The organism is Massilia solisilvae, assembly GCF_024753215.1.
In the GTDB taxonomy this organism is placed as follows: domain Bacteria; phylum Pseudomonadota; class Gammaproteobacteria; order Burkholderiales; family Burkholderiaceae_D; genus Telluria; species Telluria solisilvae.
The window spans coordinates 780,998-804,398 of the sequence record NZ_JANUGV010000002.1; the positions used below are offsets into that span (position 1 = coordinate 780,998).

At 66.7% G+C, this 23,401-nt stretch carries 21 protein-coding genes and 1 riboswitch; of the genes, 14 read left to right on the forward strand and 7 right to left on the reverse strand.

Annotated features, from left to right (window positions below):
- Nucleotides 1–256 precede the first annotated feature (256 nt).
- Entirely contained in the window at nt 257–1,006 is a 750-nt protein-coding gene (locus NX773_RS11675; protein ID WP_258856489.1) for an SDR family oxidoreductase, read from the reverse strand.
- A 123-nt stretch (nt 1,007–1,129) separates the two neighbouring features.
- Nucleotides 1,130–1,241: riboswitch (ZMP/ZTP riboswitch) on the forward strand.
- A gap of 103 nt (nt 1,242–1,344) precedes the next feature.
- Between NX773_RS11675 and glyA the strand changes: the two genes are divergently transcribed.
- The 10 genes from glyA (at nt 1,345) to NX773_RS11725 (ending at nt 10,435) form a co-directional block, all read left to right on the forward strand.
- Nucleotides 1,345–2,592: a serine hydroxymethyltransferase gene (glyA, locus tag NX773_RS11680; RefSeq protein ID WP_258856490.1), complete on the forward strand. Its 1,248-nt coding sequence runs from the start codon at nt 1,345–1,347 to the stop codon at nt 2,590–2,592.
- Between the two features lie 49 nt (nt 2,593–2,641).
- Nucleotides 2,642–3,100, forward strand: coding sequence for a transcriptional regulator NrdR (gene nrdR, locus NX773_RS11685; protein WP_258856491.1), 459 nt, complete (start codon nt 2,642–2,644; stop codon nt 3,098–3,100).
- A 206-nt stretch (nt 3,101–3,306) separates the two neighbouring features.
- Nucleotides 3,307–3,843, forward strand: coding sequence for a type IV pilus modification protein PilV (gene pilV, locus NX773_RS11690; protein ID WP_258856492.1), 537 nt, complete (start codon nt 3,307–3,309; stop codon nt 3,841–3,843).
- Nucleotides 3,843–4,790 (forward strand): PilW family protein, encoded by a 948-nt coding sequence (locus NX773_RS11695; RefSeq protein WP_258856493.1) that lies wholly within the window; start codon nt 3,843–3,845, stop codon nt 4,788–4,790. Before pilV ends, NX773_RS11695 begins: the two co-directional genes overlap by 1 nt.
- Entirely contained in the window at nt 4,787–5,518 is a 732-nt protein-coding gene (locus NX773_RS11700) for a pilus assembly protein (RefSeq protein ID WP_258856494.1), read from the forward strand. The genes NX773_RS11695 and NX773_RS11700 overlap by 4 nt, the downstream gene beginning before the upstream one ends.
- 18 nt (nt 5,519–5,536) lie before the next feature.
- On the forward strand, nt 5,537–5,971 hold the full coding sequence (locus NX773_RS11705) for a type IV pilin protein (protein WP_258856495.1): 435 nt from the start codon (nt 5,537–5,539) through the stop codon (nt 5,969–5,971).
- Entirely contained in the window at nt 5,968–6,549 is a 582-nt protein-coding gene (locus NX773_RS11710) for a GspH/FimT family pseudopilin (RefSeq protein ID WP_258856496.1), read from the forward strand. The genes NX773_RS11705 and NX773_RS11710 overlap by 4 nt, the downstream gene beginning before the upstream one ends.
- A gap of 27 nt (nt 6,550–6,576) precedes the next feature.
- Nucleotides 6,577–7,680, forward strand: a complete 1,104-nt coding sequence (gene ribD / locus NX773_RS11715; RefSeq protein WP_258856497.1) for a bifunctional diaminohydroxyphosphoribosylaminopyrimidine deaminase/5-amino-6-(5-phosphoribosylamino)uracil reductase RibD — start codon at nt 6,577–6,579, stop codon at nt 7,678–7,680.
- Between the two features lie 6 nt (nt 7,681–7,686).
- Nucleotides 7,687–8,316: a riboflavin synthase gene (locus NX773_RS11720; RefSeq protein WP_258856498.1), complete on the forward strand. Its 630-nt coding sequence runs from the start codon at nt 7,687–7,689 to the stop codon at nt 8,314–8,316.
- A 154-nt stretch (nt 8,317–8,470) separates the two neighbouring features.
- Nucleotides 8,471–10,435 (forward strand): S9 family peptidase, encoded by a 1,965-nt coding sequence (locus NX773_RS11725; protein ID WP_258856499.1) that lies wholly within the window; start codon nt 8,471–8,473, stop codon nt 10,433–10,435.
- A 221-nt stretch (nt 10,436–10,656) separates the two neighbouring features.
- Here NX773_RS11725 and NX773_RS11730 read toward each other — a convergent pair whose 3' ends face one another.
- Together NX773_RS11730 and NX773_RS11735 are read right to left on the reverse strand one after the other, a co-directional pair.
- A complete protein-coding gene (locus NX773_RS11730; RefSeq protein ID WP_258856500.1) occupies nt 10,657–13,518 on the reverse strand; it encodes a M16 family metallopeptidase in 2,862 nt (953 codons plus the stop codon).
- A gap of 53 nt (nt 13,519–13,571) precedes the next feature.
- Nucleotides 13,572–16,253: a two-component system response regulator gene (locus NX773_RS11735; protein ID WP_258856501.1), complete on the reverse strand. Its 2,682-nt coding sequence runs from the start codon at nt 16,251–16,253 to the stop codon at nt 13,572–13,574.
- 341 nt (nt 16,254–16,594) lie between these two features.
- On the opposite strand from NX773_RS11735, the gene ribBA reads away from it, so the two are divergent.
- From ribBA to nusB, 3 genes are read left to right on the forward strand one after another with little or no spacing between them, the layout of a single operon-like run.
- Complete coding sequence (gene ribBA, locus NX773_RS11740; protein WP_258856502.1) at nt 16,595–17,710, forward strand: bifunctional 3,4-dihydroxy-2-butanone-4-phosphate synthase/GTP cyclohydrolase II; 1,116 nt, start codon at nt 16,595–16,597, stop codon at nt 17,708–17,710.
- A 46-nt stretch (nt 17,711–17,756) separates the two neighbouring features.
- Nucleotides 17,757–18,236, forward strand: coding sequence for a 6,7-dimethyl-8-ribityllumazine synthase (ribH, locus tag NX773_RS11745; RefSeq protein ID WP_258822125.1), 480 nt, complete (start codon nt 17,757–17,759; stop codon nt 18,234–18,236).
- Nucleotides 18,237–18,253: 17 nt separating this feature from the next.
- Nucleotides 18,254–18,724 (forward strand): transcription antitermination factor NusB, encoded by a 471-nt coding sequence (gene nusB / locus NX773_RS11750; RefSeq protein WP_258856503.1) that lies wholly within the window; start codon nt 18,254–18,256, stop codon nt 18,722–18,724.
- A gap of 57 nt (nt 18,725–18,781) precedes the next feature.
- Here nusB and NX773_RS11755 read toward each other — a convergent pair whose 3' ends face one another.
- A complete protein-coding gene (locus NX773_RS11755; protein ID WP_258856504.1) occupies nt 18,782–19,672 on the reverse strand; it encodes a LysR family transcriptional regulator in 891 nt (296 codons plus the stop codon).
- A 98-nt stretch (nt 19,673–19,770) separates the two neighbouring features.
- Between NX773_RS11755 and NX773_RS11760 the strand changes: the two genes are divergently transcribed.
- Complete coding sequence (locus NX773_RS11760; protein WP_258856505.1) at nt 19,771–20,973, forward strand: MFS transporter; 1,203 nt, start codon at nt 19,771–19,773, stop codon at nt 20,971–20,973.
- Between the two features lie 135 nt (nt 20,974–21,108).
- Here NX773_RS11760 and NX773_RS11765 read toward each other — a convergent pair whose 3' ends face one another.
- The 3 genes from NX773_RS11765 to NX773_RS11775 all read right to left on the reverse strand — a co-directional run bounded on the left by NX773_RS11765 (nt 21,109) and on the right by NX773_RS11775 (nt 23,022).
- Complete coding sequence (locus NX773_RS11765) at nt 21,109–21,513, reverse strand: VOC family protein (RefSeq protein WP_258856506.1); 405 nt, start codon at nt 21,511–21,513, stop codon at nt 21,109–21,111.
- Nucleotides 21,514–22,017, reverse strand: coding sequence for a helix-turn-helix transcriptional regulator (locus tag NX773_RS11770; protein WP_258856507.1), 504 nt, complete (start codon nt 22,015–22,017; stop codon nt 21,514–21,516). It abuts the gene before it with no gap.
- Between the two features lie 117 nt (nt 22,018–22,134).
- Nucleotides 22,135–23,022: a transglycosylase SLT domain-containing protein gene (locus NX773_RS11775; protein WP_258856508.1), complete on the reverse strand. Its 888-nt coding sequence runs from the start codon at nt 23,020–23,022 to the stop codon at nt 22,135–22,137.
- Nucleotides 23,023–23,401: the final 379 nt, after the last annotated feature.

The window sequence follows — 23,401 nt, forward strand, 5'->3', positions numbered from 1 at the left end:
CATATGGCCGCTCAATCGCCCGTGATGGCCTGTCGCGGGCTATCAAAACGGCAATAGTAGAAAGCAGATACTGCCGTTAAGCCAATGACTGTAACACTTTCTAACGACTGCTGCCGTGGCTGTTACAAAAGCAAAACAATTCCGGCGACCGGCGGAATTGTTTTGCCCCCGCGCAGGCGGGGGCCCATGCTGACTTCCCGAAGTCGGACGCGGTCTATGGGTCCCCGCCTGCGCGGGGACGACGGCACTGGCGCGGTTAGCCCCGGCGCTTGATGTTGAACGGCGCGAAACCCTGGCAGGTCGGCATCATCTCGATGCTGTTGATGTTGACGTGCGGCGGCAGCGTCGCCACCCAGTAGGCGGCCTCGGCGATGTCCTGCGCCGTCAGCGGCGTGGTGCCTTCGTACACTTTGGCGGCCAGCGCGTCGTCGCCCTTGAAGCGCACGTTCGAAAATTCGGTGCCGCCGCACAGGCCCGGCGCCAGGTTGGTGGCGCGCACGCCGGTGCCGGCCAGGTCGGCGCGCAGGTTCAGCGTGAACTGGTCCACGAAGGCCTTGGTCGCGCCATACACATTGCCGCCCGGGTAGGGGTAGGCGCCGGCCACCGAACCCAGGTTGATGACCAGCCCGCTGCCGCGCTCGACCATGGCCGGCAGGACGGCGCGGGTCATCGTCACCAGGCCCTTGCAGTTGGTGTCGATCATCGTGTCCCAGTCCTCCAGCGGCACCTGGTGCGCGGGCAGGGTGTTCAGCGCCAGGCCGGCGTTGTTGATGAGCACGTCGATCTGGCGCCACGATTGCGGCAGCATCGACAGCGCCTCGTCGATCGATTCCTTGTCCGACACATCCATCTCGAGCGGCAGGGCGTTGTCGCCCAGTTCGGCGGCCAGGGCCTTGAGCCGGTCCATGCGGCGCGCGGCCAGCACGACCTGGTGCCCGTTCCGGACGAAGGTGCGCGCCATTTCGGCGCCAAAGCCGGCCGAGGCGCCGGTGATGAAAACGATCATGGTCAAATCCTTAAGAACGCGAAAGCTGCAAGATTGTAGCCCAAACAGCCGGCCGGGGCGGCGGGCGGCCCATCCGGTTTCCTTGCCCTAACTGGGCACTTAACTTACAATCCAGACTCCATTACCGTCTCACGTAACTGGCGAAAAAACCGCGCAGGATCATTGGCCGCGCGGCGGAAGGTGGACACCACCGGGGAACGTGAGACGACGTCAGCCGTTCGCCTGGGCAGCCACACCGGTGCTTTTACAGCATCGCGGGCTGCCTTGTTTCATTCCCGGCTCCCGCATCCTGGCGAAACCGCCGGTGCCTGGTTTCACATCGATTGGAGTATTTTTTCATGTTTGCAAAAGATCACACGCTCGCCAAAGTCGACCCGGAACTGTGGGACGCCATCCAGAAGGAAAACCAGCGCCAGCAAGACCACATCGAACTGATCGCGTCCGAGAACTACACCTCGCCGGCCGTGATGCAGGCCCAGGGCTCGCAGCTGACCAATAAATACGCCGAAGGCTACCCGGGCAAGCGCTACTACGGCGGCTGCGAATACGTGGACATCGCCGAGCAGCTGGCGATCGACCGTGTCAAGGAGCTGTTCGGCGCCGAGGCCGCCAACGTGCAGCCGAACTCGGGCTCGCAGGCCAACCAGGGCGTGTTCTTCGCCATGCTCAAGCCGGGCGACACCATCATGGGCATGTCGCTGGCAGAAGGCGGCCACCTGACCCACGGCATGGCGCTGAACATGTCGGGCAAATGGTTCAACGTGATCTCGTACGGCCTGACCGAGCAGGAAGACATCGACTACGAGCAGATGGAACGCCTGGCCCGGGAGCACAAGCCCAAGCTGATCATCGCCGGCGCATCGGCGTTCGCGCTGCGCATCGACTTCGAGCGCTTCGCCCGCGTGGCCAAGGAAGTCGGCGCCTACTTCATGGTGGACATGGCCCACTACGCCGGCCTGATCGCCGCCGGCGAGTACCCGAACCCGGTGCCGCACGCCGACTTCGTGACCTCGACCACCCACAAATCGCTGCGCGGCCCGCGCGGCGGCATCATCCTGATGAAGGCCGAACACGAGAAGGCCATCAACTCGGCGATCTTCCCGGGCATCCAGGGTGGCCCGCTGATGCACGTGATCGCCGGTAAAGCGGTCGCGTTCAAGGAAGCGCTGTCGCCGGAATTCAAGGAGTACCAGAAGCAGGTGGTGAAGAACGCCAAGGCGCTGGCCGATACCCTGACGGCGCGCGGCCTGCGCATCGTCTCGGGCCGTACCGAGTCGCACGTGATGCTGGTGGACCTGCGTTCCAAGGGCCTGACCGGCAAGGAAGCCGAGGCGATCCTGGGCCAGGCGCACATGACCTGCAATAAGAACGGCATCCCGAACGACCCGCAAAAGCCGTTCGTCACCTCGGGCATCCGCCTGGGCAGCCCGGCGTTCACCACCCGCGGCTTCAAGGAAGAAGATGCGGTCCAGGTCGGCAACCTGATCGCCGACGTGCTCGACAACCCGCACGACGCCGCCACCATCGAGCGCGTGAAGGCGGAAGTGAAGAAGCTGACCGACAAGTACCCGGTGTACGCTTCCTAACCCTTTGGGCCGCGCTGCTTGCGCGGCCCGCTTTGCATCATCCGGCGCCATGAAATGTCCTTTCTGCCAGCATGACGACACCCAGGTCCTCGATACGCGGATATCGGAGGAGGGCGATTCCATCCGGCGCCGGCGCCGCTGCACGCATTGCGACAAGCGATTCACCACCTACGAGCGGGTCGAGCTGTCGATGCCGATCATCGTCAAGAAGAACGGCACGCGCTCGGAATTCGAATCGTCCAAGCTGCGCGGCAGCCTGATGCTGGCGCTGCGCAAGCGCCCGGTGTCGGCCGCGGCAATCGATGCGGCCATCGCGTCGATCGAAGAGAAGCTCCTCAACAGCGGGCAGCGCGAAGTCGATTCCGGCTACGTGGGCGAGCTGGTCATGCAGGAGCTCAAGCGGCTCGACAAGATCGCCTACATCCGGTTCGCATCGGTGTACAAGAATTTCGAAGACCTGGCCGAGTTCCAGGAAGCGATTGCCGAAGTGGGGCATCCGAAGAAGTAGGGTGGGCAGATTCTGCCCACGCGTTCAGCCAGCGCCTGAGTGTCCGCTGAACTCCCAAGCACCCACCCGGATCCGGCACCGCCTGAACGCGTGGGCGGGGGACCCGCCCACCTACGATCCACCGCACGCTTGAGCCAACTCATCCCTGCCTGACCCGCGCCTGCTAACTTCTCAGCTCACGTTTTTGACGTCTGCGGAGGTGCCCGGTGCGCGCTTGGTCGGCTGGTGGATTCACGCTTGTGGAAGTGCTGGTGGCGCTGTTCGTGCTGTCGGTCGGGATCATCGGCGCGGCCGCCACGCAGTCGAAGGCACACGCGGCAGCCCGCCAGCTGGCCCTGAGCGCGGCCGCGGTGCAACTGGCTTCATCGCTCGCCGAACGCATGCGCGCCAATCCCGTCGCCATGGCAGCGCCTGACGGCGCCAACCCTTATCTCCAGCTTGACTACGACAGCACCGCCGGAGCGCCGCCAACCCCGGTTTCGTGCTACGGCGACGACTGCGCGCCCGCGGCGCTGGCCGCGTTCGATGTGTACGAAACCAGCCGCCTGCTCCACGACGGCTTCCCCCAGGGGCGCCTGCGCGTGTGCCGGGACGCGGCGCCGTGGGACGCCGCGGCCGACCGGCTGTCGTGGGATTGTGCCGCAGGCCCAGGGGCGCCCATCGTCATCAAGATCGGCTGGCGCGGGGCAGAGGGCGACGGGCAGGCGAGCGCGTTTGCGCTGACTGCTGGCGGGAGCTTGTGATGGCACGCCAGCGCTGGTTCAATCAACAGGGCTTGAGCATCGTCGAACTGCTGGTCGCGGCCGCGGTTGGGCTGCTGGTGGTGCTGGCCGCGCAGGTGCTGTTCGCATCGGCCAATGCAGCCTACCTCGCGCAGGGGCAGGACGCCGAAGCGCAGCAGGGTGGCAGGTACGCGCTCGACACGATAGGCCGGGCTCTGCGCCAGTCCGCGTGGCGCGACCTGGAGCAAGCCGACCCTGGCAAGGCTTTCGATCCAGCCGCACCCGCACATGTGGCCGGACTGGACGCGCATTCGATCAGCAAAGGCGGTGACGGGATTGCCAACCCGCTGCCGTGGTCGGTGAACGGCAGCGACGTGCTGGCGGTGCGCTTTTCCGGCGCCGGTCCTGCGCCCGGTGGCGACGGCACCATGCTCAGTTGTGGCGGATTTCCGGCGCACGAGCATGCCGAAGGCTGGAGCATCTTCTACGTGGCGCGCGGTGCCGATGGCGCCGGCGAGCTACGCTGCAAGTACCGCGCCACAGGCGGCTGGGGCGCCGATGCGATCGTCACCGGCGTGGACAGCTTCCAGGTGCTGTATGGGCTGGATACCGACGATCCGGCCGACGGTGTGCCGAACCGCTACGTGAACGCCAGCGCAATCGAGGCACTCGACGCGGCGCTGGTGCTGGCTGGCAGCACGGCCGCCGAGCGCGAACAGGACCTGAACCGGCGGACCCACTGGAAGCGCGTGGCCAGCGTGCAGTACGCGCTGCTGCTGCGGGGAGCGGAGGCGCGCAGCCTGGGGCGAAACCGCAGCTACGACCTGTTCGGGCCGGCGTACGGGGACCGGTTCGGCACGAGCGATGCAGGCACCCGGCTGAGCGAGGATGCGCTCGCGGGCGTGGGCGCGCCGCGCCAGCGCAGGACATTCCTGGCGACGGTGGCGCTGCGGGAAGGTCAACGATGAACCGGGCCCACCTGCGCGGCCAAATGCGTGGCGCCGTTCTCGTGACCGCGCTGGTGCTGATGCTGGTGTTGCTCATGCTGGCCATTGCGGCCGCGCGCGCCGCCGCCAACGAGGAGAAGACGGCACGCCAGCAGCGCGACCGTGAGATCGCGTTCGCCTCAGCCGAGGCGGCGCTGGCCGATGCGGAGCTGGACATCGCCAGCACCACGGGCAGCCACCCCGGCCGGGCATCCCTGTTCGATGTGGGCGCGAGCGGCATCGGCAAGGGATGCGGGCGCGGAGCCGACGATCTCGGGCTCTGCCTGGTGGAGCCGGGCGCCGCCGCGCCGGCCTGGCAGGAAGTGGACCTGGCCGGGGACGAGTCGGTCACGGTCGCTTACGGCACATTCACGGGAGCGCGCATGGCGACAGGCGAGGGGCCGCTGCCGGCCCGGGTGCCGCGCTACCTCGTCGAGTTCCTGTCCCCGGTCCATCCTCCACCGGGCAGCGGAAACTTCTTCCGCATCACCGCGATCGGTTTTGGTGCCAGCGAGCGAACGCGGGTCGTTTTGCAGGCGGTCTACCACAAGCCAGTGGGCGCGCCGGGTGGCGCCAGCGCTCATGCCAGCGATGACGGGCATGGGCCGCCCGGGGCGGGCGGGGAGCCCGAGGCCGCGCTGCCTGCCGGTCGGATCGGATGGCGCGAGGTCGCCAACTGGACGGACCTGCACGAGGCTGCCGTCAAATAACAAGAACGGAGCAAACCGATGAGAGGATTTACCCTGGTCGAGGTGATGATCGTGCTCGTGATTCTTGCCGTGCTGGGCGCGCTGGCCTACCCGACTTACGCCGGGTACATCCGCAAGACGCGGCGAATCGAAGCGCAGCTCGTGCTGGTCGAGGCCATGCGGCAGGAAGAGCATCACTTCACCCTGCACCGTCGCTACAAGGCATTCTCGGCGTTGGACGGCAGTTCCGGGCCGTTTCGATGGTGGTCCGGCAGCACGGCGGCGGCGAGCGGCTACGAGATCGACGCCTATCCCTGCCCGAACAGCACGCTCGCTGCCTGCATCGTGCTGCGGGCGCGCCCCGGCACCGACCGGGTGGACAGCCGCTTTCGCGACCCGGAGTGCGAGACGCTGACGCTCGACAGCGCAGGCAGGCAAACCTCGAGCGGCACGCTGGACAGGTGCTGGCCATGAGAAGCGGGCGGAACGTCCGCGCAGCGCGCCGGCGGCGGCGTGGCTTTTCGCTGCTCGAGCTGCTGGCCGTGCTGGCTATGGCCGTGATCGTGTTTGCGGTGGGCGCCCCCAGCCTGGCCGCGCTGGTGCGTGCCCAGCAGATCCGCCTTGCCGCCGGCGAGCTGTTCGATGCGATCGGCATGACGCGGGCACAGGCGATGGCGCGCAACGAACGGGTGGAAATGCTCGCCAATGGCCTGCCGGGCAACGACTGGTCGCTAGGCTGGACTGTATTCGTGGACCGCGACGGCGACCATGTGCCCGGCGCCGGCGACGAGATACTGGCCGTGCACGGCCCGTTGCCGCGGCCGATCGCGACAGCGTTTAGCTTCACGGCCGCTGCGCCGCCGTATTACATCGCCTACAATGGCGCCGGACGCAGCTGCAGCGACACCAACAGCGCTGCCGCGCGCATGGGGACAGTGTCGCTATTCGACGGCCCGCTCGTGCGGCGTATTAAAATCAACATGCTTGGCCGGGTGCGCTTGTGCGATCCGTCGCGCGACAGCGATTGCGACGGGCCGGACGTGCCGCCTTAGCGCTTTCCACCACACTTGAAGAAAACCGTGCAGATACTGAATGACACCGACGGCATGGCCCTGGCCCTCGAATGGGCGGCCAAAGGCATGTTCATCACCACGCCGAACCCGCGCATCGGCTGCGTGATCGTGCGCGACGGCGTGGTGATCGGTGCGGGGCACACCCAGCCGGCCGGCCAGGCGCACGCCGAAATCCAGGCCTTGCGCGACGCGGCGGCGCGCGGCAACGACGTGCGCGGTGCGACCGCCTACGTCACGCTGGAGCCGTGCAGCCACCACGGCCGCACGCCGCCGTGTTCAGGCGCGCTGATGCAGGCAGGGCTGGGCCGCGTGGTGGCGGCGATGGTCGACCCCAACCCGCTGGTTGCGGGGCGCGGGCTGGAGCAACTGAAGGCGGCCGGCATCGCCGTCGAGTCGGGCGTGCTGGCTGAACAGGCGTACGAGCTCAATATCGGCTTTTTCACCCGCATGCGCCACGGCCGCCCGTGGGTGCGCCTGAAGACGGCTGCGAGCCTGGACGGCGCCACGGCGCTGGCCAGCGGCGAGAGCCAGTGGATCACCGGCCCCGAGGCACGGGCGGACGGGCACGCCTGGCGCGCGCGCGCCTGCGCCATCCTCACTGGCATCGGCACGGTCAAGGCCGACGACCCGCAGCTGACGGTGCGCGGCATCGACACGCCGCGCCAGCCGCGCCGCGTGATCGTTGACAGCAAGCTTGAGATTGCGCTCGATGCGCGCATCCTGCAGGGCGAGCCATGCTGGATCGTGACGGCGCAGCCGAACGGCGACAAGGAGGCGGCACTGCGCGCGGCCGGGCACGACGTGGTCAATCTGCCCAACGCGTCCGGCAAGGTGGACTTGCCCGCGCTGATGCTGGAACTGGGCCGGCGCGAGATCAACGAACTGCACCTCGAAGCCGGCGCCAAGCTCAATGCCTCGCTGGTGCGCGAGGGCTGCGTGGACGAACTGCTGGTGTACCTCGCTCCCAGCCTGGTCGGGCCGGGGCAGCCGATGTTCGCGCTGCCGCCTTTGGCACGCCTGGCCGACAAGCGCGCGCTGCGCTTTCACGAACTCAAACAGGTCGGCGCCGATGTGCGCATCCTGGCAAGAACCATCAAACCGGAGGAATGAAGCTGTATGTTTACTGGAATCGTCGCTGCCGTGGGCACCATCACCAAGATCACGCCGCTTGCCGGCGGGCTGGAAGCCGGGGTGCATCTTGAGATCGACGCCGGCGGCCTGCCGCTGGCCGACGTTGCGCTCGGCGACTCGATCGCCATCAATGGCGCCTGCATGACCGTGGTCGACAAGAGCGCCAATGGGTTTGCCGTGGACGTCTCGCGCGAAAGCCTGAACCGCACGGTGGGGCTGGACGCACCCGGCGAAGTCAATCTCGAGAAGGCGCTGACGCTGGCCGAGCGCCTGGGCGGCCACCTGGTGTCGGGCCACGTGGATGGCCTGGGCAAGGTGCACAGCTTCGAGCCGGTCGGCGAAAGCCACGAGCTCGTGATCGACGCGCCGCAGGAACTGGCCAAGTTCCTGGCGTACAAGGGCTCGGTGGTCGTCAACGGCGTGTCGCTGACCGTCAACCGTGTCGAGGACGTGGAGGAGGGCGGAGCCAGGGTGTGCCGCTTCTCGATCAACCTGATCCCGCACACCATCGAAGTGACCACGCTCAAGCACCTGCGCGCCGGCGCCCGGGTGAACCTCGAAATCGACCTGATCGCGCGCTACGTCGAGCGCATGCTGTCCGCCTCGCGCGCCTGATCTCCCAGCCGTCTGCCCCGTTCCCGCGCCGCCCTGGCGCGGGAGTCTGTCAATACCCGTGCGAAACGCATTTCGCGTAGACTTCCCCATGCATATTTTGTAGCGGACGGGAAAAGTCCGTAAAGACAGACTTCCTTCAAGAACAGGACGAGAAATGAGAGAGACGAAAGGGATGGCGCACGGCATGCTGCTGGCCGCGCTGCTGGCTGGCGCGGGCGCGGCGCATGCCGCCGGCGCGGCGATGCACAGCTACGCATCGCTGGCGATGAACGCGGACGGCACACGGATTGCCGTGGTCGAAGGCGGATCGGAAGAAGGCAACGGCAAACGCAATCAGCCGTTGATCGTGATCCGTGACGCCGCCACCGGCAAGGTGGTCGGGCGCTACGACGACACCACCGCCTGCCCCGGCTGCAAGATCGATTTCCCGTCCTGGTCGCCGGACCAGAAGTCGCTGGCCTTCATCGGCACCGACGCCAAGGCCGGCACCGCCACCGTGTTCGTCGCGCGCGACGGCAAGCTCACCGCACTGACCACGATCAAGGGCGTGGCCAGCACCGCGCGCTGGTCGCCGGACGGCAAGCAGGTCGCGCTGCTGGCCACGGTCGGCGCGAAAAAGCTGACCGGCGCAGTCGAGGCAGGCGTACCGCAAGTCGGTGAACTGGGCCTGTCGCAGGACGAGGACGAGCAGCGTGTGGCGCTGGTGCCGGCCACCGGCGGCCAGATCAAACTGGTTTCGCCGGCCGATACCTTCGTCTATGAATACGACTGGACCCCGGACGGCAAAGGCTTTGTGGTCACCAGCGCCAAGGGCAATGGCGACGCCAACTGGTGGGTCGCGACCCTCGGCCACGTCGATGCGGCCAGCGGCAAGCTGCGCATCATCGCCGCGCCGAAAATGCAGATGAACATGCCGCACGTGTCGCCGGATGGCAGCACGGTCGCCTTCATCGGTGGCCTGATGAGCGACTTCGGCTCGGTTGGCGGCGACGTGTACACGGTCCCGCTGGCAGGCGGCGAGCCGCTGGACGTGACGCCGGGCTACGCCGGCTCGTTCAACGGCATCGCATGGCGCGGCAAAACGGTGCTGGCGTCGGTACTGGCGGGCAGCGATTCGGCCGTGGTGGCGATCGACCCGGCCAAGCGCAGCACACGCACGCTGTGGTCCGGTCCGGTTTCGTCGTCCGCCTCGCGTGACGGCCACTTCGTCTTCAGCGCCGACGGCGCGGTGGCCGCCGCGGTGCAGGAGGATTACGAGCACGCACAGCACATCGTCGCCGGCCGCCTGCCGCAACTGGCCACGATCACGCACGACAATGACGACTTTGCGCCGCAGGTGAAGGCGCAGAGCGTGAGCTGGACCAACGAAGGCTACAACGTGCAGGGCTGGCTGGTCGGCCCGCGCCAGGTGGAAGCCGGCAAGAAGCTCCCGATGATCGTGCAGGTGCACGGCGGCCCGGCTGCCGCGGTGACCCCGCGCTTCATCACCGAAGGCGGTCGCAGCAACCTGGTGCGCGACCTGGTCCAGCGCGGCTACTTCGTCTTCATGCCCAACCCACGCGGCAGCTACGGGCAGGGCACCAAGTTCAGCGGCGCCAACAAGCGCGACTTCGGCGGCGGCGACTGGCGCGACATCCTTGCCGGCGTCGATGCCGCGATCAAGGCTGCCCCGATCGACGGCGAGCGCCTGGGCCTGATGGGCCACTCGTACGGCGGCTTCATGACGATGTGGGGCGTGACCCACAGCCACCGCTTCAAGGCCGCGGTGGCCGGCGCCGGCATCGCCAACTGGATCAGCTACTACGGCCAGAACGGCATCAACACCTGGATGATCCCGTTCTTCGGCGCCTCGGCGTATGACGATCCGGCGGTGTACCGCGCCGCCTCGCCGATCGAGTCGATCAAGAACGCGACCACGCCGACCCTGATCTACGTGGGCGAACGCGACGTCGAGTGCCCGGCGGCGCAGTCGATCGAATTCTGGAACGGCATGCGCGCGATGAACGTGCCGACCAAGCTCGTGATCTACGAGGGCGAGGGCCATGCGATCCGCAAGCCGGAGCACCAGAAGGACCAGCGCGAGCGCACGCTGGCGTGGTTTGACCACTACCTGAAGTAATCCAGGTGGATGGCCGGGCCGTCTTGCCGAACGATGGCCCTGCCGGCACAATTCGCACGTCGTCCCCGCGAAGGCGGGGACCCATACATAGCTCGCTGGAGTGGCAACGGCTGCGTATTGGCAAACTCAGCATGGGGCCCCGCCTTCGCGGGGACGACGGGGGCAAGGGAGTGGCGGGTGCCGAAGTGGTGCGGACAGACGCAACCTGAGAACGAACCGATCTAATTCGCTTTCGCCGCCGGCGCGGCTGCCGCCACCTTGCTCATATCCTTCTCCGGATACAGCACCACCTGCACGTAGTTCTTCGTGTTGAAGTAGCGCTGCGCCGCCGCCTTCACGTCCGCCACGCTCAGCGTGGCGACGCGGTTTTCCAGGGCCAGCACCTCGTGCGGGTCGGTTCCTTCGGTCAGCGAGGTTTGCAGCATCGCCAGCCAGAAGCCGTTCTCGCGCAGCGACTTGCGGTAGCTCTGCGTCCAGTTCAGCTTCACCTTCTCCAGATCGGCCGGGTCCGGGCCGTCGCGCTTGAGCTTCTCGATTTCGGCAAAGGTCGCCGCCAGCACCTTGTCCACGTTCTGCGGCCCGGTCGGCAGGGTCGCGGTGATCGAGTAGTGGCCGTAGGGGATCGGCGTCATCGAGCCCTGCATGCCGCCGCCGTAGATCAGGCCAAGCTGCTGGCGCAGCACGTCGAACACGCGCAGGTTCATCACCTCCATCAGCGCCGACAGGCGTAGTTCCTCACCGGCGGAAAAATCGGCCGGGCCGGTGAAGTGGAGCGAGACCGTGCTGCGGTCTTCCGCGCCGCTGTGCACCTCGCGCTTGATGACGCCGCTGACCGGCCGCAGGCCATGGTCGCGCCACGTTACCGGCAGGTCCGGCGTGGGCAGGCTGGCGAGGTAGGTGGCCACCAGCGGCTTGATGTGTTCGAGATCAAAGCTGCCGACCAGGAAGAAGGTCATGTCCCTGGCGCTCGAAAAGCGCTGGCGGTAGATCGCGATGCTGCGGTCCAGGCTGATCTGCGCGAACTCATCGGGATGCAGCGCGCGCGGCGCGCGCGGGTGGTCGCCGTACAGGGTCGACTGCACCGTGTCGCCGAACAGGGCCGATGGCTGGCCCATCCGGTTGCGCGCAAACTCGACCTGCTTGCCGATGAAGGATTTGTACAGCTGCTCGTCGCGGCGCACGCCGTCAAAGCGCAGCCACACCATCTGCAGCAGGGTGTCGATGTCGGATGCGCCGGCCGCGCCGGCCAGGTTGTCGGTGTAGGTGCCCAGGCTGGTGCGCAAGGTCGCGGCCTTGCCGGCCAGGACCTTGTTCACGTCCAGCGGCGCCAGGTCCTTGATGCCCATGCTTTCGACGATCGCGTTGGCAAAGCGCGCGTTGAGCACGTCCTTGTCGTCGAACAGTCCCTGGCCGCCGAAACGCGTTGCGCTCATCAAGACCTGGTCGTTGTTGAAGTCGGTCGGCTTGAGCACGACCTTCACCCCGTTCGACAGCAGCAGGGTGGTCAGGCCCAGCGCCTTGTCCTGGCTTTCGGCCACGATGCTGCCGGGCTGCGGCGGCTTGTCCATCAGCCTGGCCGCGACCTCCTTTTCGTCGTGCGCCTTGACCTGCGCCTTTTCGGCCGCAGCCACCGCAGCCAGCAGCTCCTGCCCCAGCGGCGCCTTGTCGCCGGCACGCTCCACGCCCGTGTAAATCACCAGCTTGGCCGAGTTGGCGGGGATGGTGCGGCGCGCGTAGGCGTTGACGTCGGCGAGCGTGATGCCGGGGATAAGCTCGTGCATCATCCTGTACTCGGCCTCGATGCCTGGCAGCGACTCGCCCTCGAGAAAGTTGCGCGTGTATTCGGCCACGTAGGTCGCCGAATCGGTCTTGTCGCGCTCCAGGTAGGCCTGGTCGAAGTTGCGCAGCAGGTTCTTCTTGACCCGTTCCAGCTCGGCGCTGGAAAAACCGTACTTGCGGGCGCGCTCGTTTTCCTGCACCAGCGCGTCGATGGCAGGCGTGGCGCCGCGCGGGCCGAGGGCGGCGCGCACGATGTACGATTCGTAGCGCGGGGTGAGCTTGGAGACGCCGCTGCCGCCCGCCATGAACGGCGGCTCCGGCAGCTGCGACAGTTCGCGCAGGCGCTGGCCCAGCATGCCCTCGAACAGGCTGCGCACCAGCGTTTCGCGGTAGCCGCGCCAGGTCTCGCGGTCGCGCACCGGCTGCACCGGGTAGCGGATCAGCAGCGAATTGCCGCCGGCTTCCTTGTCGGTGACCACCAGCGCCTCGGTCGCCTGCCGCTGCGGAACGGTCGCGTACTGGCGCGGCCGCTCCCTGGGCGGGTTGGTCAGTCCGGCGAAATGCGCCCTGACCAGCCGCTCGGCTTCCTGGGGCTCGATGTCGCCGACCACCACCACCGCCATCAGGTTGGGGCGGTACCAGTCGCGGTAGAAGCGGCGCAGCGCGTCCGGCTTGAAGCTGCGCAGCGTCTCTTCCTTGCCGATCGGGAGCCGCTCGGCGTAGCGCGAGCCGTTGAAGATTCGGGGCATGGTGACTTTGCCGATACGGTCGCCCGCGCCCTTGTGCAGGCGCAGCTCTTCCAGGATGATGCCGCGCTCCTTGTCGATGTCCGCCTCGTCGAAGGTCAGGCCATGGGCCCAGTCCTCCAGCACCTGGAAGCCCTTGTCCACGTTCTCCTTGCGGTCGGTGGGAATGGGCAGCATGTACACCGTTTCGTCGAACGAGGTGTAGGCGTTCAGGTCGGCGCCGTTCTTGACCCCGATCGATTCGAGGTAGGAGAACAGCTGGTTGCGCTTGAAGTGGGTGGTGCCGTTGAACGCCATGTGCTCGGTGAAGTGCGCCAGGCCCTGCTGGTCGTCATCTTCCAGCACCGAGCCGGCCTTGACCACCAGGCGCAGCTCGAGCTTGTGCTCGGGCCGCGCGTTGCGCATGATGTAGTAGGTCAGGCCGTTGGCAAGCTTGCCCACCTTGACCTGCGGGCCGACCGGGATCGGCGCGTCGGGGTCCGGGGCAGCGCCCACGCCAAGCGCCACGGCGCAGAGCAGGGTGGCCAGGCAGGCGCGGGGAATGAAGTTGTTGGTCATCGGGTGATTCTTCGGTATCGGTCTGGATACCGATTCTACCCCCGGCTCAGCAGTTAGCCCGCACCGTTGTGCGGCAGCTTGGCCTGTCTCAGTAGCTGCGCCATCTGCTCGGGCGGCACCGGGCGGCTGTACAGGTAGCCCTGCAGCGCATGGCAGCCGATCGCGCGCAGGTAATCGCGCTGCGCGCCGGTCTCGACGCCTTCGGCCACCACCGCCAGTGACAGGCCGCGCGCCAGCGCCACCGTGGCCTGCGCGATCGCGGCGCTGCGCGCGCAGCCGGTGATGTCGCGCACGAACGACTGGTCGATCTTCAGCTTGTCCAGCGAGAAGCGCGACAGGTAGCCGAGCGACGAGTAGCCGGTGCCGAAGTCGTCCAGTGCCACCGTCACGCCGATGGCGCGCAGCTCGGCCAGCTGGGCCTCGGCCGCGCCGCTGTCGCCCATCATCACGGTCTCGGTCAGCTCCACTTCGAGCCAGGACGGCGCAAGACCGGTCTCGGCCAGCGCCGCGCGCACCACGGACGGCAGCTTGCCGGAGCGGACCTGGTGGGCAGACACGTTGACCGCAACCCGCACCGGCGCCAGCCCGGCGTCCTGCCAGGCCTTGTTCTGGCGGCAGGCTTCACGGATCACCCAGTTCCCGACCGGGACGATCAGGCCCGTCTCTTCGGCCAGCGGGATGAAGTCGCACGGCGGTACCAGGCCGAGCTCGGGACTGTGCCAGCGCAGCAGCGCCTCCATGCCGACGATGTGGCCCCGTTCGCTGCAGACCACCGGCTGGTAGTGCAGCGCCAGTTCGCCGCGTTCGAGCGCACGGCGCAGCCGCGATTCCAGCGCCAGCAGCTGCAGTGCCTGCGCGTTCATGTCGCGCTGGAAGAAGCGGAAGTCGTTGCTGCCCGAGGCCTTCATGTTGGTGAGCGCCGCGTCCGCGGCCTTGAGCAGGTCGCCCGCGGTATCGCCGTCGCGCGGGTACATGCCGATGCCGATGCTGGCGGTGAGCACCACGTCATGGCTGTCCACCCGAATCGGCCGCGCGATCGTGTCCAGCAGCTTGCGCGCGCACGTTATCGCATCCTCGGTGCCGGCGCAGCGCGCCAGCATCAGCACGAAATCGTCGCTGCCCAGGCGCGCCGCGATGTTGTCCTCGCCGGCCAGCGCGGCGGTGCGGCGGCCCACTTCGCGCAGCGCCGCGTCCCCGCCGGCCTGGCCCAGGCTGTCGTTGATGCGCTGCAGGCGGTCGAGGTTGAACATCATCAGCGCCAGCTGCCCGCCGTCGCGGCGCGCGCTGGCCAGTGCCGGTTCCATGCGCTCGAACAGCAGCGCGCGGTTGGCCAGGCCGGTCAGCGTGTCGTGGTTGGCCAGGTAGTCCACCTGGTGGTGCGCCGCCTTCAGCGCCGACAGGTCGGTCGATACCGAGACGTAGGCGTTGACGCTGCCGGAGGCGCCGCGCACGGCGCTGATGCTGATCAGCTCCGGGTAGATCTCGCCGTTCTTGCGGCGGTTCCAGATCTCGCCGCGCCACTGGCCTTGTTCGGACAGCGCCTGCCACATCTCGCGGTAGAACGCGTGGTCGTGCCGGCCGGAGCGCAAGAGGCGCGGGTTGTGGCCGAGGACCTCGGCCTCGCTGTAGCCGGTGATGCGCTCGAAGGCCGGGTTGGCGGCGACGATGTTGGCGTCGGCGTTGGTCATCATGATGCTCTCGGCCGTGCTGTCGAACACCTGGCGCGCGAGCACCAGCCGGTGTTCGCTCTCGCGCAGCGCGGCGTCGGCGCGCTCGCGCGCGTCCGCTTCGCGCTGCAGCTGCAAGACCTGGCCCTGCACCAGCTGGTACAGGTTCAGGTTGTCATAGGCCACTGCCAGGTGGGCGGCGACCATCACCGCAATGATCTCGTCTTCTTCGCAAAAGGGGGCGGCGCCGGCGCGGCGGGTGGCATACACCCAGCCGTGGCGGCGGCGCGCGTCGTGCACCGGCAGGCCGAGGAAGGGGCCGGGGTGCGCGCGCCCCGGCGGCGGCACGGCCGCGCCGCCCGGTTCACGCAGCGGGGTATCGGCCTGTGCCAGTGCGCCGGGCAAGCGGCCGGGATCGGCCGCAACGTCCAGCAGCAGTTCGGCCGCAATGCCGTGCGCATGCAAGTGGCGCACCTGGGTGCCGTCCGCGTCCAGCAGGCACAGGGCCAGCTCGTCGGCGTCCAGCAGCGTGGCCAGCGCATCGACGAAGGTCTCTGCCAGCGTTTCCGGCCGCCGTTCGCGTGCCATGCGCAGGCACAAGGCCTCCAGCGCGGCCAGGCGCTGCTCGAGCGGGTGCGGCGGCTGCGCCGGGTCGCGCCGGGCCGGCGGCGCGGCCACCGATAGCTCGCTCGCGGCGTCGCCCAGCCCCAGCTCGGCGTCGATCGCGTCGAAGATCGCCTGCGGCTCGGCCGGCTTGGACAGCACGGTCGTCACCCCGCAGCTGCTGGCGATCTGCGCCGTCTCCTCTTCGGTGTACACGGCGGAGTAGAAGATGACCCGGGTGCCGGCGACCAGCGGGTCGGCGCGCAGGCGCTGCACGAAGGCGTGGCCGTCCATGCCGGGCATCAGGATGTCGGTGATGACAAGGTCGGGACGCTGCGCTCGCGCGCAGGCCAGCGCCTGGGCGCCGTCCGCCGCCTGCAAGGTGCGGTGGCCGGCAAAGCCCAGCAGGGCCACAAGGTACTCGCGATTGCCGGGGCGGTCGTCGACCACGAGGACGGTGGCCATCAGCCTTTCCTTTCGTCGGGCGCTGCCGGCCCCACGATGGCGATACGTGGTGAGCGCATATTGCCTCCTTCTTGCGCCGCCGGCAGCCTGGCGGGCGCGTGTCCAGTTCAATCATAGCTTGCAGGCAGCCTGGGCTTCTTGCATTGTCGAATGTTACATCGAAATGATTGACAGTTGACTGTTGAATGGGCGAATTGATGTTGTGGAATGACAACGTGACAGGGATGGCCGGGACCGGCGCGGCAATGTGCCGGCTGCGACCGCCCAATGGCCGGGCCGGGAGGCGGCAAATCCTTTAAAATAGCGTATTTCGCCAGTTGGGCTTTGATCAGGAATCCAGTATGTCTATCTCCACCACCCAGGAAATCGTTGCCGAATTGCGCGCAGGCCGCATGGTCATTCTCGTAGATGAAGAAGACCGCGAAAACGAGGGCGATCTGGTGCTGGCGGCCGACTTCGTCACGCCCGAGGCGATCAATTTCATGATCCGCCACGCGCGCGGCCTGGTGTGCCTGACCCTGACCGAAGAGCGCTGCGAACAGCTCGCCCTGCCGATGATGACGGCCAAGAACGGCACCTCGTTCGGCACCAATTTCACGGTCTCGATCGAGGCGGCCGAGGGCGTCACCACCGGCATCTCGGCGGCCGACCGCGCGCGCACCGTGCAGGCGGCAGTGGCCAAGAACGCCCGCCCCGACGACGTGGTCCAGCCGGGCCACATCTTCCCGCTCAAGGCCCAGAAGGGCGGCGTGCTGATGCGCGCCGGGCACACCGAGGCCGGCTGCGACCTGACCGAGATGGCGGGCCTGACCCCGGCGTCGGTGATCTGCGAGATCATCAAGGAAGACGGCACCATGGCGCGCCTGCCGGACCTGATCGAGTTCGCCAAGGAGCACAACCTGAAGATCGGCACCATCGCCGACCTGATCCACTACCGCAGCCAGCACGAGTGTCTGGTCGAGCGTCTGGCCGAGCGCACGCTGTCCACCGCCTGCGGCGACTTCCGCCTGGTGGCCTACCGCGACACCCCGAGCGGCGCGGCGCACCTGGCGCTGGTGCACGGCGAGGTGTCGGGCGAGCGCGAGTCGCTGGTGCGGGTGCACCAGCCGGTGTCGATTCTGGACGTGCTGGAAACGCACGCGACCACCCACTCGTGGAACCTGTCGGCGGCGATGCAGGCGGTGCAGCAGGCCGAGAGCGGCGTGCTGGTGCTGCTCAACTGCGGCGAAACGGCCGAGCAGCTGTTCGCCCAGTTCACCACGCTCGACTCGAAGGGCGTGCGCCCGGTTGGCCGCGCGGCGACGATGGACCTGCGCACCTACGGCATCGGCGCCCAGATCCTGCGCGACCTGGGCGTGCGCAAGATGAAGCTCCTGGCCAACCCGCGCAAGATGCCGTCGATGACCGGCTTCGACCTCGAGGTGACCGGCTACCTGCCGCTGCCGAACGCGGCGTGAAACGATTAACGCATACTATTTATATTTTAAAAAGAAGAGGGCAGCCATGACGGTAGGAACTTATGAAAGCAATTTTGACGGCGCGGGCCTGCGCATCGGTATCGTGCAGGCGCGTTTCAATGCCGACGTCGGGCATGGCCTGCTGTCCTCGTGCCTGGCCGAACTGAAGCGCTTGGGCGTGGCGGACGAAGACATCCTGCACGTGACCGTGCCGGGCGCGCTCGAAATCCCGCTGGCGCTGCAGCAGATGGCCCAGACCCAGCAGTTCGACGCGCTGATCGCGCTGGGCGCGGTGATCCGCGGCGAGACCTACCACTTCGAGCTGGTGTCCAACGAGTCGGGCGCGGGCATCACCCGCATCGGCCTGGACTACGGCATGCCGATCGCCAACGCCGTGCTGACCACCGAGAACGACGAGCAGGCCGAGGCGCGCATGGCGGAGAAGGGCACCGACGCCGCCAAGGTGGCCGTCGAGATGGCCAACCTGTTGATCGCGCTCGAAGAGCTGCAGGTCGAGGAAGACTGATTCAGAGGTTCAGAAAGATGACTGAGAAAAACATTCACGCCAACCCCAACAAGAACCGCACGCCGCGCCACCGCGCGCGCGAGTTCGCGCTGCAGGGGCTGTACCAATGGCTGCTGAACAACGAGCCGGCGTCGACCGTGGTCAACAACATCCGCGGCGCGCACGGCTTCGACAAGGCCGACGGCGAGTACTTCACCGAACTGCTGAACGGCGCGATCGCCCAGTCGGTGGAGCTGCGCGAAGTGCTGGCGCCGACCCTGGACCGGCCGCTGGGCGAGCTGTCGCCGATCGAGCACGCGGTGCTGCTGCTGGGCGCCTGGGAGCTGAAGAACAAGATCGAGATCCCGTACCGGGTCGTGATCAACGAGGCGGTCGAGCTGACCAAGTCGTTCGGCGGGTCGGAAGGGCACAAGTACGTCAACGGCGTGCTGGACCGCCTGGCCGGCAAGCTGCGCCCGGACGAGGTGGCGGCGGACGGTCGCCGCTGATCGACCTCGCTTCTCATTGAAAAGCCGCCCCGGTTCGCCGCGGCGGCTTTTTTAATTCTATCTGCTGGCGATGGCGTCCAGTTGTTCGCGCAACAGCGCGAGGAATGCACTCGCTGCGGGCGATGGAAATTTCGGCCAGGCCACGTAGAGGACACGCGCTGGAGCGTCCTGCAAAGCCACCGGCACGACGCCGGGCAGATTTCTCACGACGGATTCTGGCACCAGACTGGCGGCCAAGCCACGCGCGACGAACTGCTCGATCAGATTCAGATGGTTGACCTCGAAACGGATCTGGTGCGCGACGCCAGCAGCGGCAAATGCCTTGTCTGTCTGGCGGCGGGCACTGCTGTCCTTTGGATAGTCCACCAGCGGCAGCGTTGCCAACCGTTCGAGCGTGAGCCGCTTGCGAGACGCTAACGAATGTTCCCTTGGCAGAAGCGCGACCAGTTTCTCCTGCGCGATCCGAAGGTGTTCTACTCCCTCGACCTTTTCTCCCTGCCACAAGCCGACGAGCGCGACATCCAGGCGGCCTTGGCGCAGCCGCTCCAGCAACTCTTCGCTGCCGCTCTGGCTCAGTCGGACGTCAACCTGGGGGTAGCGCGCATGGAACTGCGCGATCAGCGCCACGATGTCGATGTTGCCGAGCGCGCTGATCGCGCCGATCGTAATCTGACCTCTGACCTGTCCGGTGACTGCCGCGACTTCTTCCGGTATGCGGCGCGCTGCCTCCAGCGCGGCATGCGCTTGCCGTACGAAGGCTTCTCCCGCCAGCGTCAGGCGTACGCGGCGCGAAGTGCGCTCGAACAGCGGGGCGCCAAGTTCATCTTCGAGCCGCGCCACTTGATGGCTCAAGGCCGATTGCACCGTGTGGCACCGGCGAGCAGCGCGCGTGAAACTGGACTCTTCTGCGACCGCCAGCACAAATTCGATCTGTCTGAGGTTCATCATCTATCTCAAAAGAAGATTCTTGGAATGATAACAATACATTGGACTCATTTATCTGATGAAGAGAAACTGTGCGTCAAACAACCCTGGATTTCCACTCCATGAACACCACTTCACATCTCAGACATGTTCAATCTCTTTCCACGCCCCTGCTGTGGCTGATGGCCGCGGCCACGGGAATAGCCGTCGCAGGTAACTACTACGCCCAGCCGTTGCTGCCTACTATCGCGGCGGAGTTCAGGACTTCCCAAACAGCGGCAGCCGGTATCGTGACGACAGCGCAACTGAGCTATGGCGCGGGGCTATTTCTGCTGGTGCCTGTTGCGGATTTGCGCGAACGCAGAAGCCTGATCGTGGCCCTGATGCTGCTGGCGGGCCTCGGCCTGGCGCTCAGCGCAGCGGCACCTACCTTGCCGCTGCTGCTGGTGGGCACGGCCATCACCGGATTCTGTTCGGTCGTCGCGCAGGTGTTGGTGCCTTTCGCAGCAACGCTGGCCGTGCCGGAACAACGTGGGCGCGCAGTCGGTACGGTGATGAGCGGCCTGCTGCTCGGTATCCTGCTCGCCCGAACCGTGGCGGGTACGCTTTCTTCCCTGATGCACTGGCGAGCAGTGTATGTGGTTGCGGCCGTTTCGATGGCGGTCTGCGCCCTGGCGCTGAGGCGTTCATTGCCCCGCTATCAGGCCGACGCCGGTGTGGGGTACGGGGAATTGCTGCGCTCGGTGATCCAACTGTTCGCCGACGAAGCCGTACTGCGCGTGCGTGCCGTGCTCGGCATGATCTCGTTTGCGCTGTTCAGCCTGTTCTGGACGCCGCTGGCCTTCCTGCTGGCCGCGCCACCCTATGGCTACTCGGATGCAGTCATTGGTTTGTTCGGATTGGCCGGCGCCGCAGGGGCGCTGGCAGCCACGGGAGCGGGCCGCTTGGCCGATCAGGGGCGGGGCACCACGGCGACCTGGCTGGGCCTGCTGGGCCTGTTGATCTGCTGGCTGCCCCTCGGATTTGCCCAGGCGTCGCTGGCTGCACTGTTGGCCGGGGTGTTGTTGCTCGATCTGGCCGTGCAACTGGTCCACGTCAGCAACCAGAACGCGATCTACGCGCTGCGACCGCAAGCTCGCAATCGCCTCAATGCGGGATACATGACCTGCTATTTCCTCGGAGGGGCCGGTGGCTCATGGCTGGCGGCATACATTTATCCGCGCGCGGGGTGGATCGGGATCGTGGGAGCGGCGGTCAGTCTCGCTGTGCTCGGCATCGCGGTCGGCCTCGTGGGGTTGAGGCGCGGTCAGCGCCGGCCTGACTGAAGCCGTCCATCAATAGAAAGACCGCCCCGGTTCGCCGCGGCGGTCTTTCCTATCGCTGCTTGTTTGGCCGATAACGAGTGACACAGCGGCCAGGGTGCCTCCGTTTTGGAAGATGAGAACCTGGTGCAACCAGCCTCAACGCGCCTGGACGAGCTTCCAGCCATTGCCCGAGGGATCGCGAAAGCTCGCATCGACCGATCCGTAGCGCTCGACCGGCTCCTGCGTGAATTCGACGCCGCGCTTGTGCATCACTTCATACGCGGCCCGGCAATCTTCGACCACCAGCACCAGCGGCGGCATGGCGCCTTTGGCGACCGCCTCGTTCAGGGCTTGCGCGGTCTTGTCATCGACCATCGGTGCCTGGGGCCGGAACAGGCCCAGCTGCAAGCCGGGCTGGTCGGGGTGCTGGACCGTCAGCCAGCGATAATCGCCGTTGCGGGCATCGGTGTGCACGCGAAATCCGAGCCGTTCGACATAGAACTGGAGCGCCTCGTCCTGGTCATGGACATAGATGCCGGCAACCTGAATACCATTTTTCATTTATGTTCCTCCATTTGAAAGCTCCAGCGTATCGGCTTTGGTCCGCCGCCGCTTCTCCGAAACTGCCATTGTGAGATGGGGCCGGTGGGCGGCGCTGACGAAGCAATGGGGAACCTGGTCGAGATCGCCCGGCGCTTGCCGCATTTGCCGCCGGAGCGCGCTGGGACTTTCGCCGGTCACGTCGCGGAAGGTCCGGCCAAACGTGCCAAGGCTGTTCCAGCCGGTCTGCAAGGCGATGTCGATGATCGGCAGGTCAGTGTCGCGCAGCAGCGCTTTCGCGCGTTCGACCCGCCGTGCCAGCAGGTAGCGGTGGGGCGGCAGGCCGAACGCGTCGCGAAACGCGCGGGCGAAGTAGGCTTCGGACGCGCCGCTGACGCGCGCCAGCCGCGACACCGGCCAGTCCTCGTGCGGCGCGGCGTCCATGCGGTCCCTGGCGCGCAGCAGGCGGCGCAACAGCTTCAAGTCCCTGTCCCCGGATTTCTTGTTATCGATGGATGAGCGCATGCTGCCAATATGGCACGAATCGGGGAGCGGCAGGGCAGGTTCAATTGAAAAAGGGCTGAGTCCTGACCGAACTCAGCCCTTCGCTGCCTTGCGAGTGGAGCGCTTGTCTGCCCGTGATTACAGCCCGGCCAGCGTCTCCTGCGCCGCCGGCTGCTCGACCGGCGCGGCTTGCTGCTTGCGCGGCGCCGACTTCTCGGCCACCGCGGTCGGCTGCGCCGGGAAGCTGATCGGCACGTTCTTGCCGGTGGCGACCTGCTTGAGGCGCTTGTATTCGGCCAGCACCTTGTTGCCGTAGCCGGAATCGCTGTCGGCCGCGCCCGCGCCCACGTAGGTCTTGAGCGCCGCTTCCACCGACCCGGTGCGGTTCACGTAGTCCTTCAGGATCTGCGCGCCGACACGGATGTTGGCCACCGGGTTGAGCGCGGCCTGCGCGCCGCCCACTTCCTCGAACTTGTCGTTGTGGACCTTGGCCATCACCTGCATCAGGCCCTTGGCGCCCATCGGGCTCTCGGCGAACGGGTTCAGGCCCGATTCGATGGCCATCACCGCCAGCACCAGCAGCGGATCGATCTTGATCTCGTGCGCGGTCTGGTAGGTGGTCGCGACCAGCATGTTGGCCGCGTCGCCCGCCACGCGGTAGCGGCGCGACAGCCAGCTGGTGACGAATTCCTGCTGTTTGTTGCGTACTGCCGGCTTGTCGTCGGCAGCCGGCGCCTCGACCGCCTCGTTGTGGTGCGGATCGACCATGGCGGCCAGCGGGTGCACCGGGGCCTGGACGGCGGCGGCCGGTTGCGGGTAGAGCAGCTCGGACACGCGCTTGGCGAGGTCCGGACGGGTGTACAGCACGGCCAATACGGCCACTGCGGAAAGACCGAACACGGTCAGCGTATGTTGTGCGGTGGTCAGCAGACCGCGTGCGGCCTTGAGCACCGAACCAACGGTGATCGGCTGGCTGGCCGCGTTTTGGAAGAGCCTTGCGCCCTGTCCGATGAAACGATTGATCATCGTATTCCCCTTTGTCGCGGCAAAAAGCTTCCTGGCGTGGCGCGCTGACGCGCTACGTTGGTCACTTTGCCGTGCATCAGAAAATCGTTGTTCGCCGCTGCTGCGGTCGAAAACGCCGTTATTGCGTAGCTATCAGCTGGTGCCTGCCCGGCGGGTGCGCTCCAGTGTGCCAAACAACATAGTGGGGGGAGTGAGGCAGACGCCTCGGGAAAAACACTCCTTAAAATGTCATGTGGGGCCCCCACCCCGTGAATGCCTGAGACGGGCTAAAATCGCGGATGTCCCGCAGCCTGCCTCATCAAGTTGGGTGGATTGTATGAGCTCGCATATATCGCGTCAACCCTAGCACGCAAGCGCTTTATTACTTTTAAGTCTTACT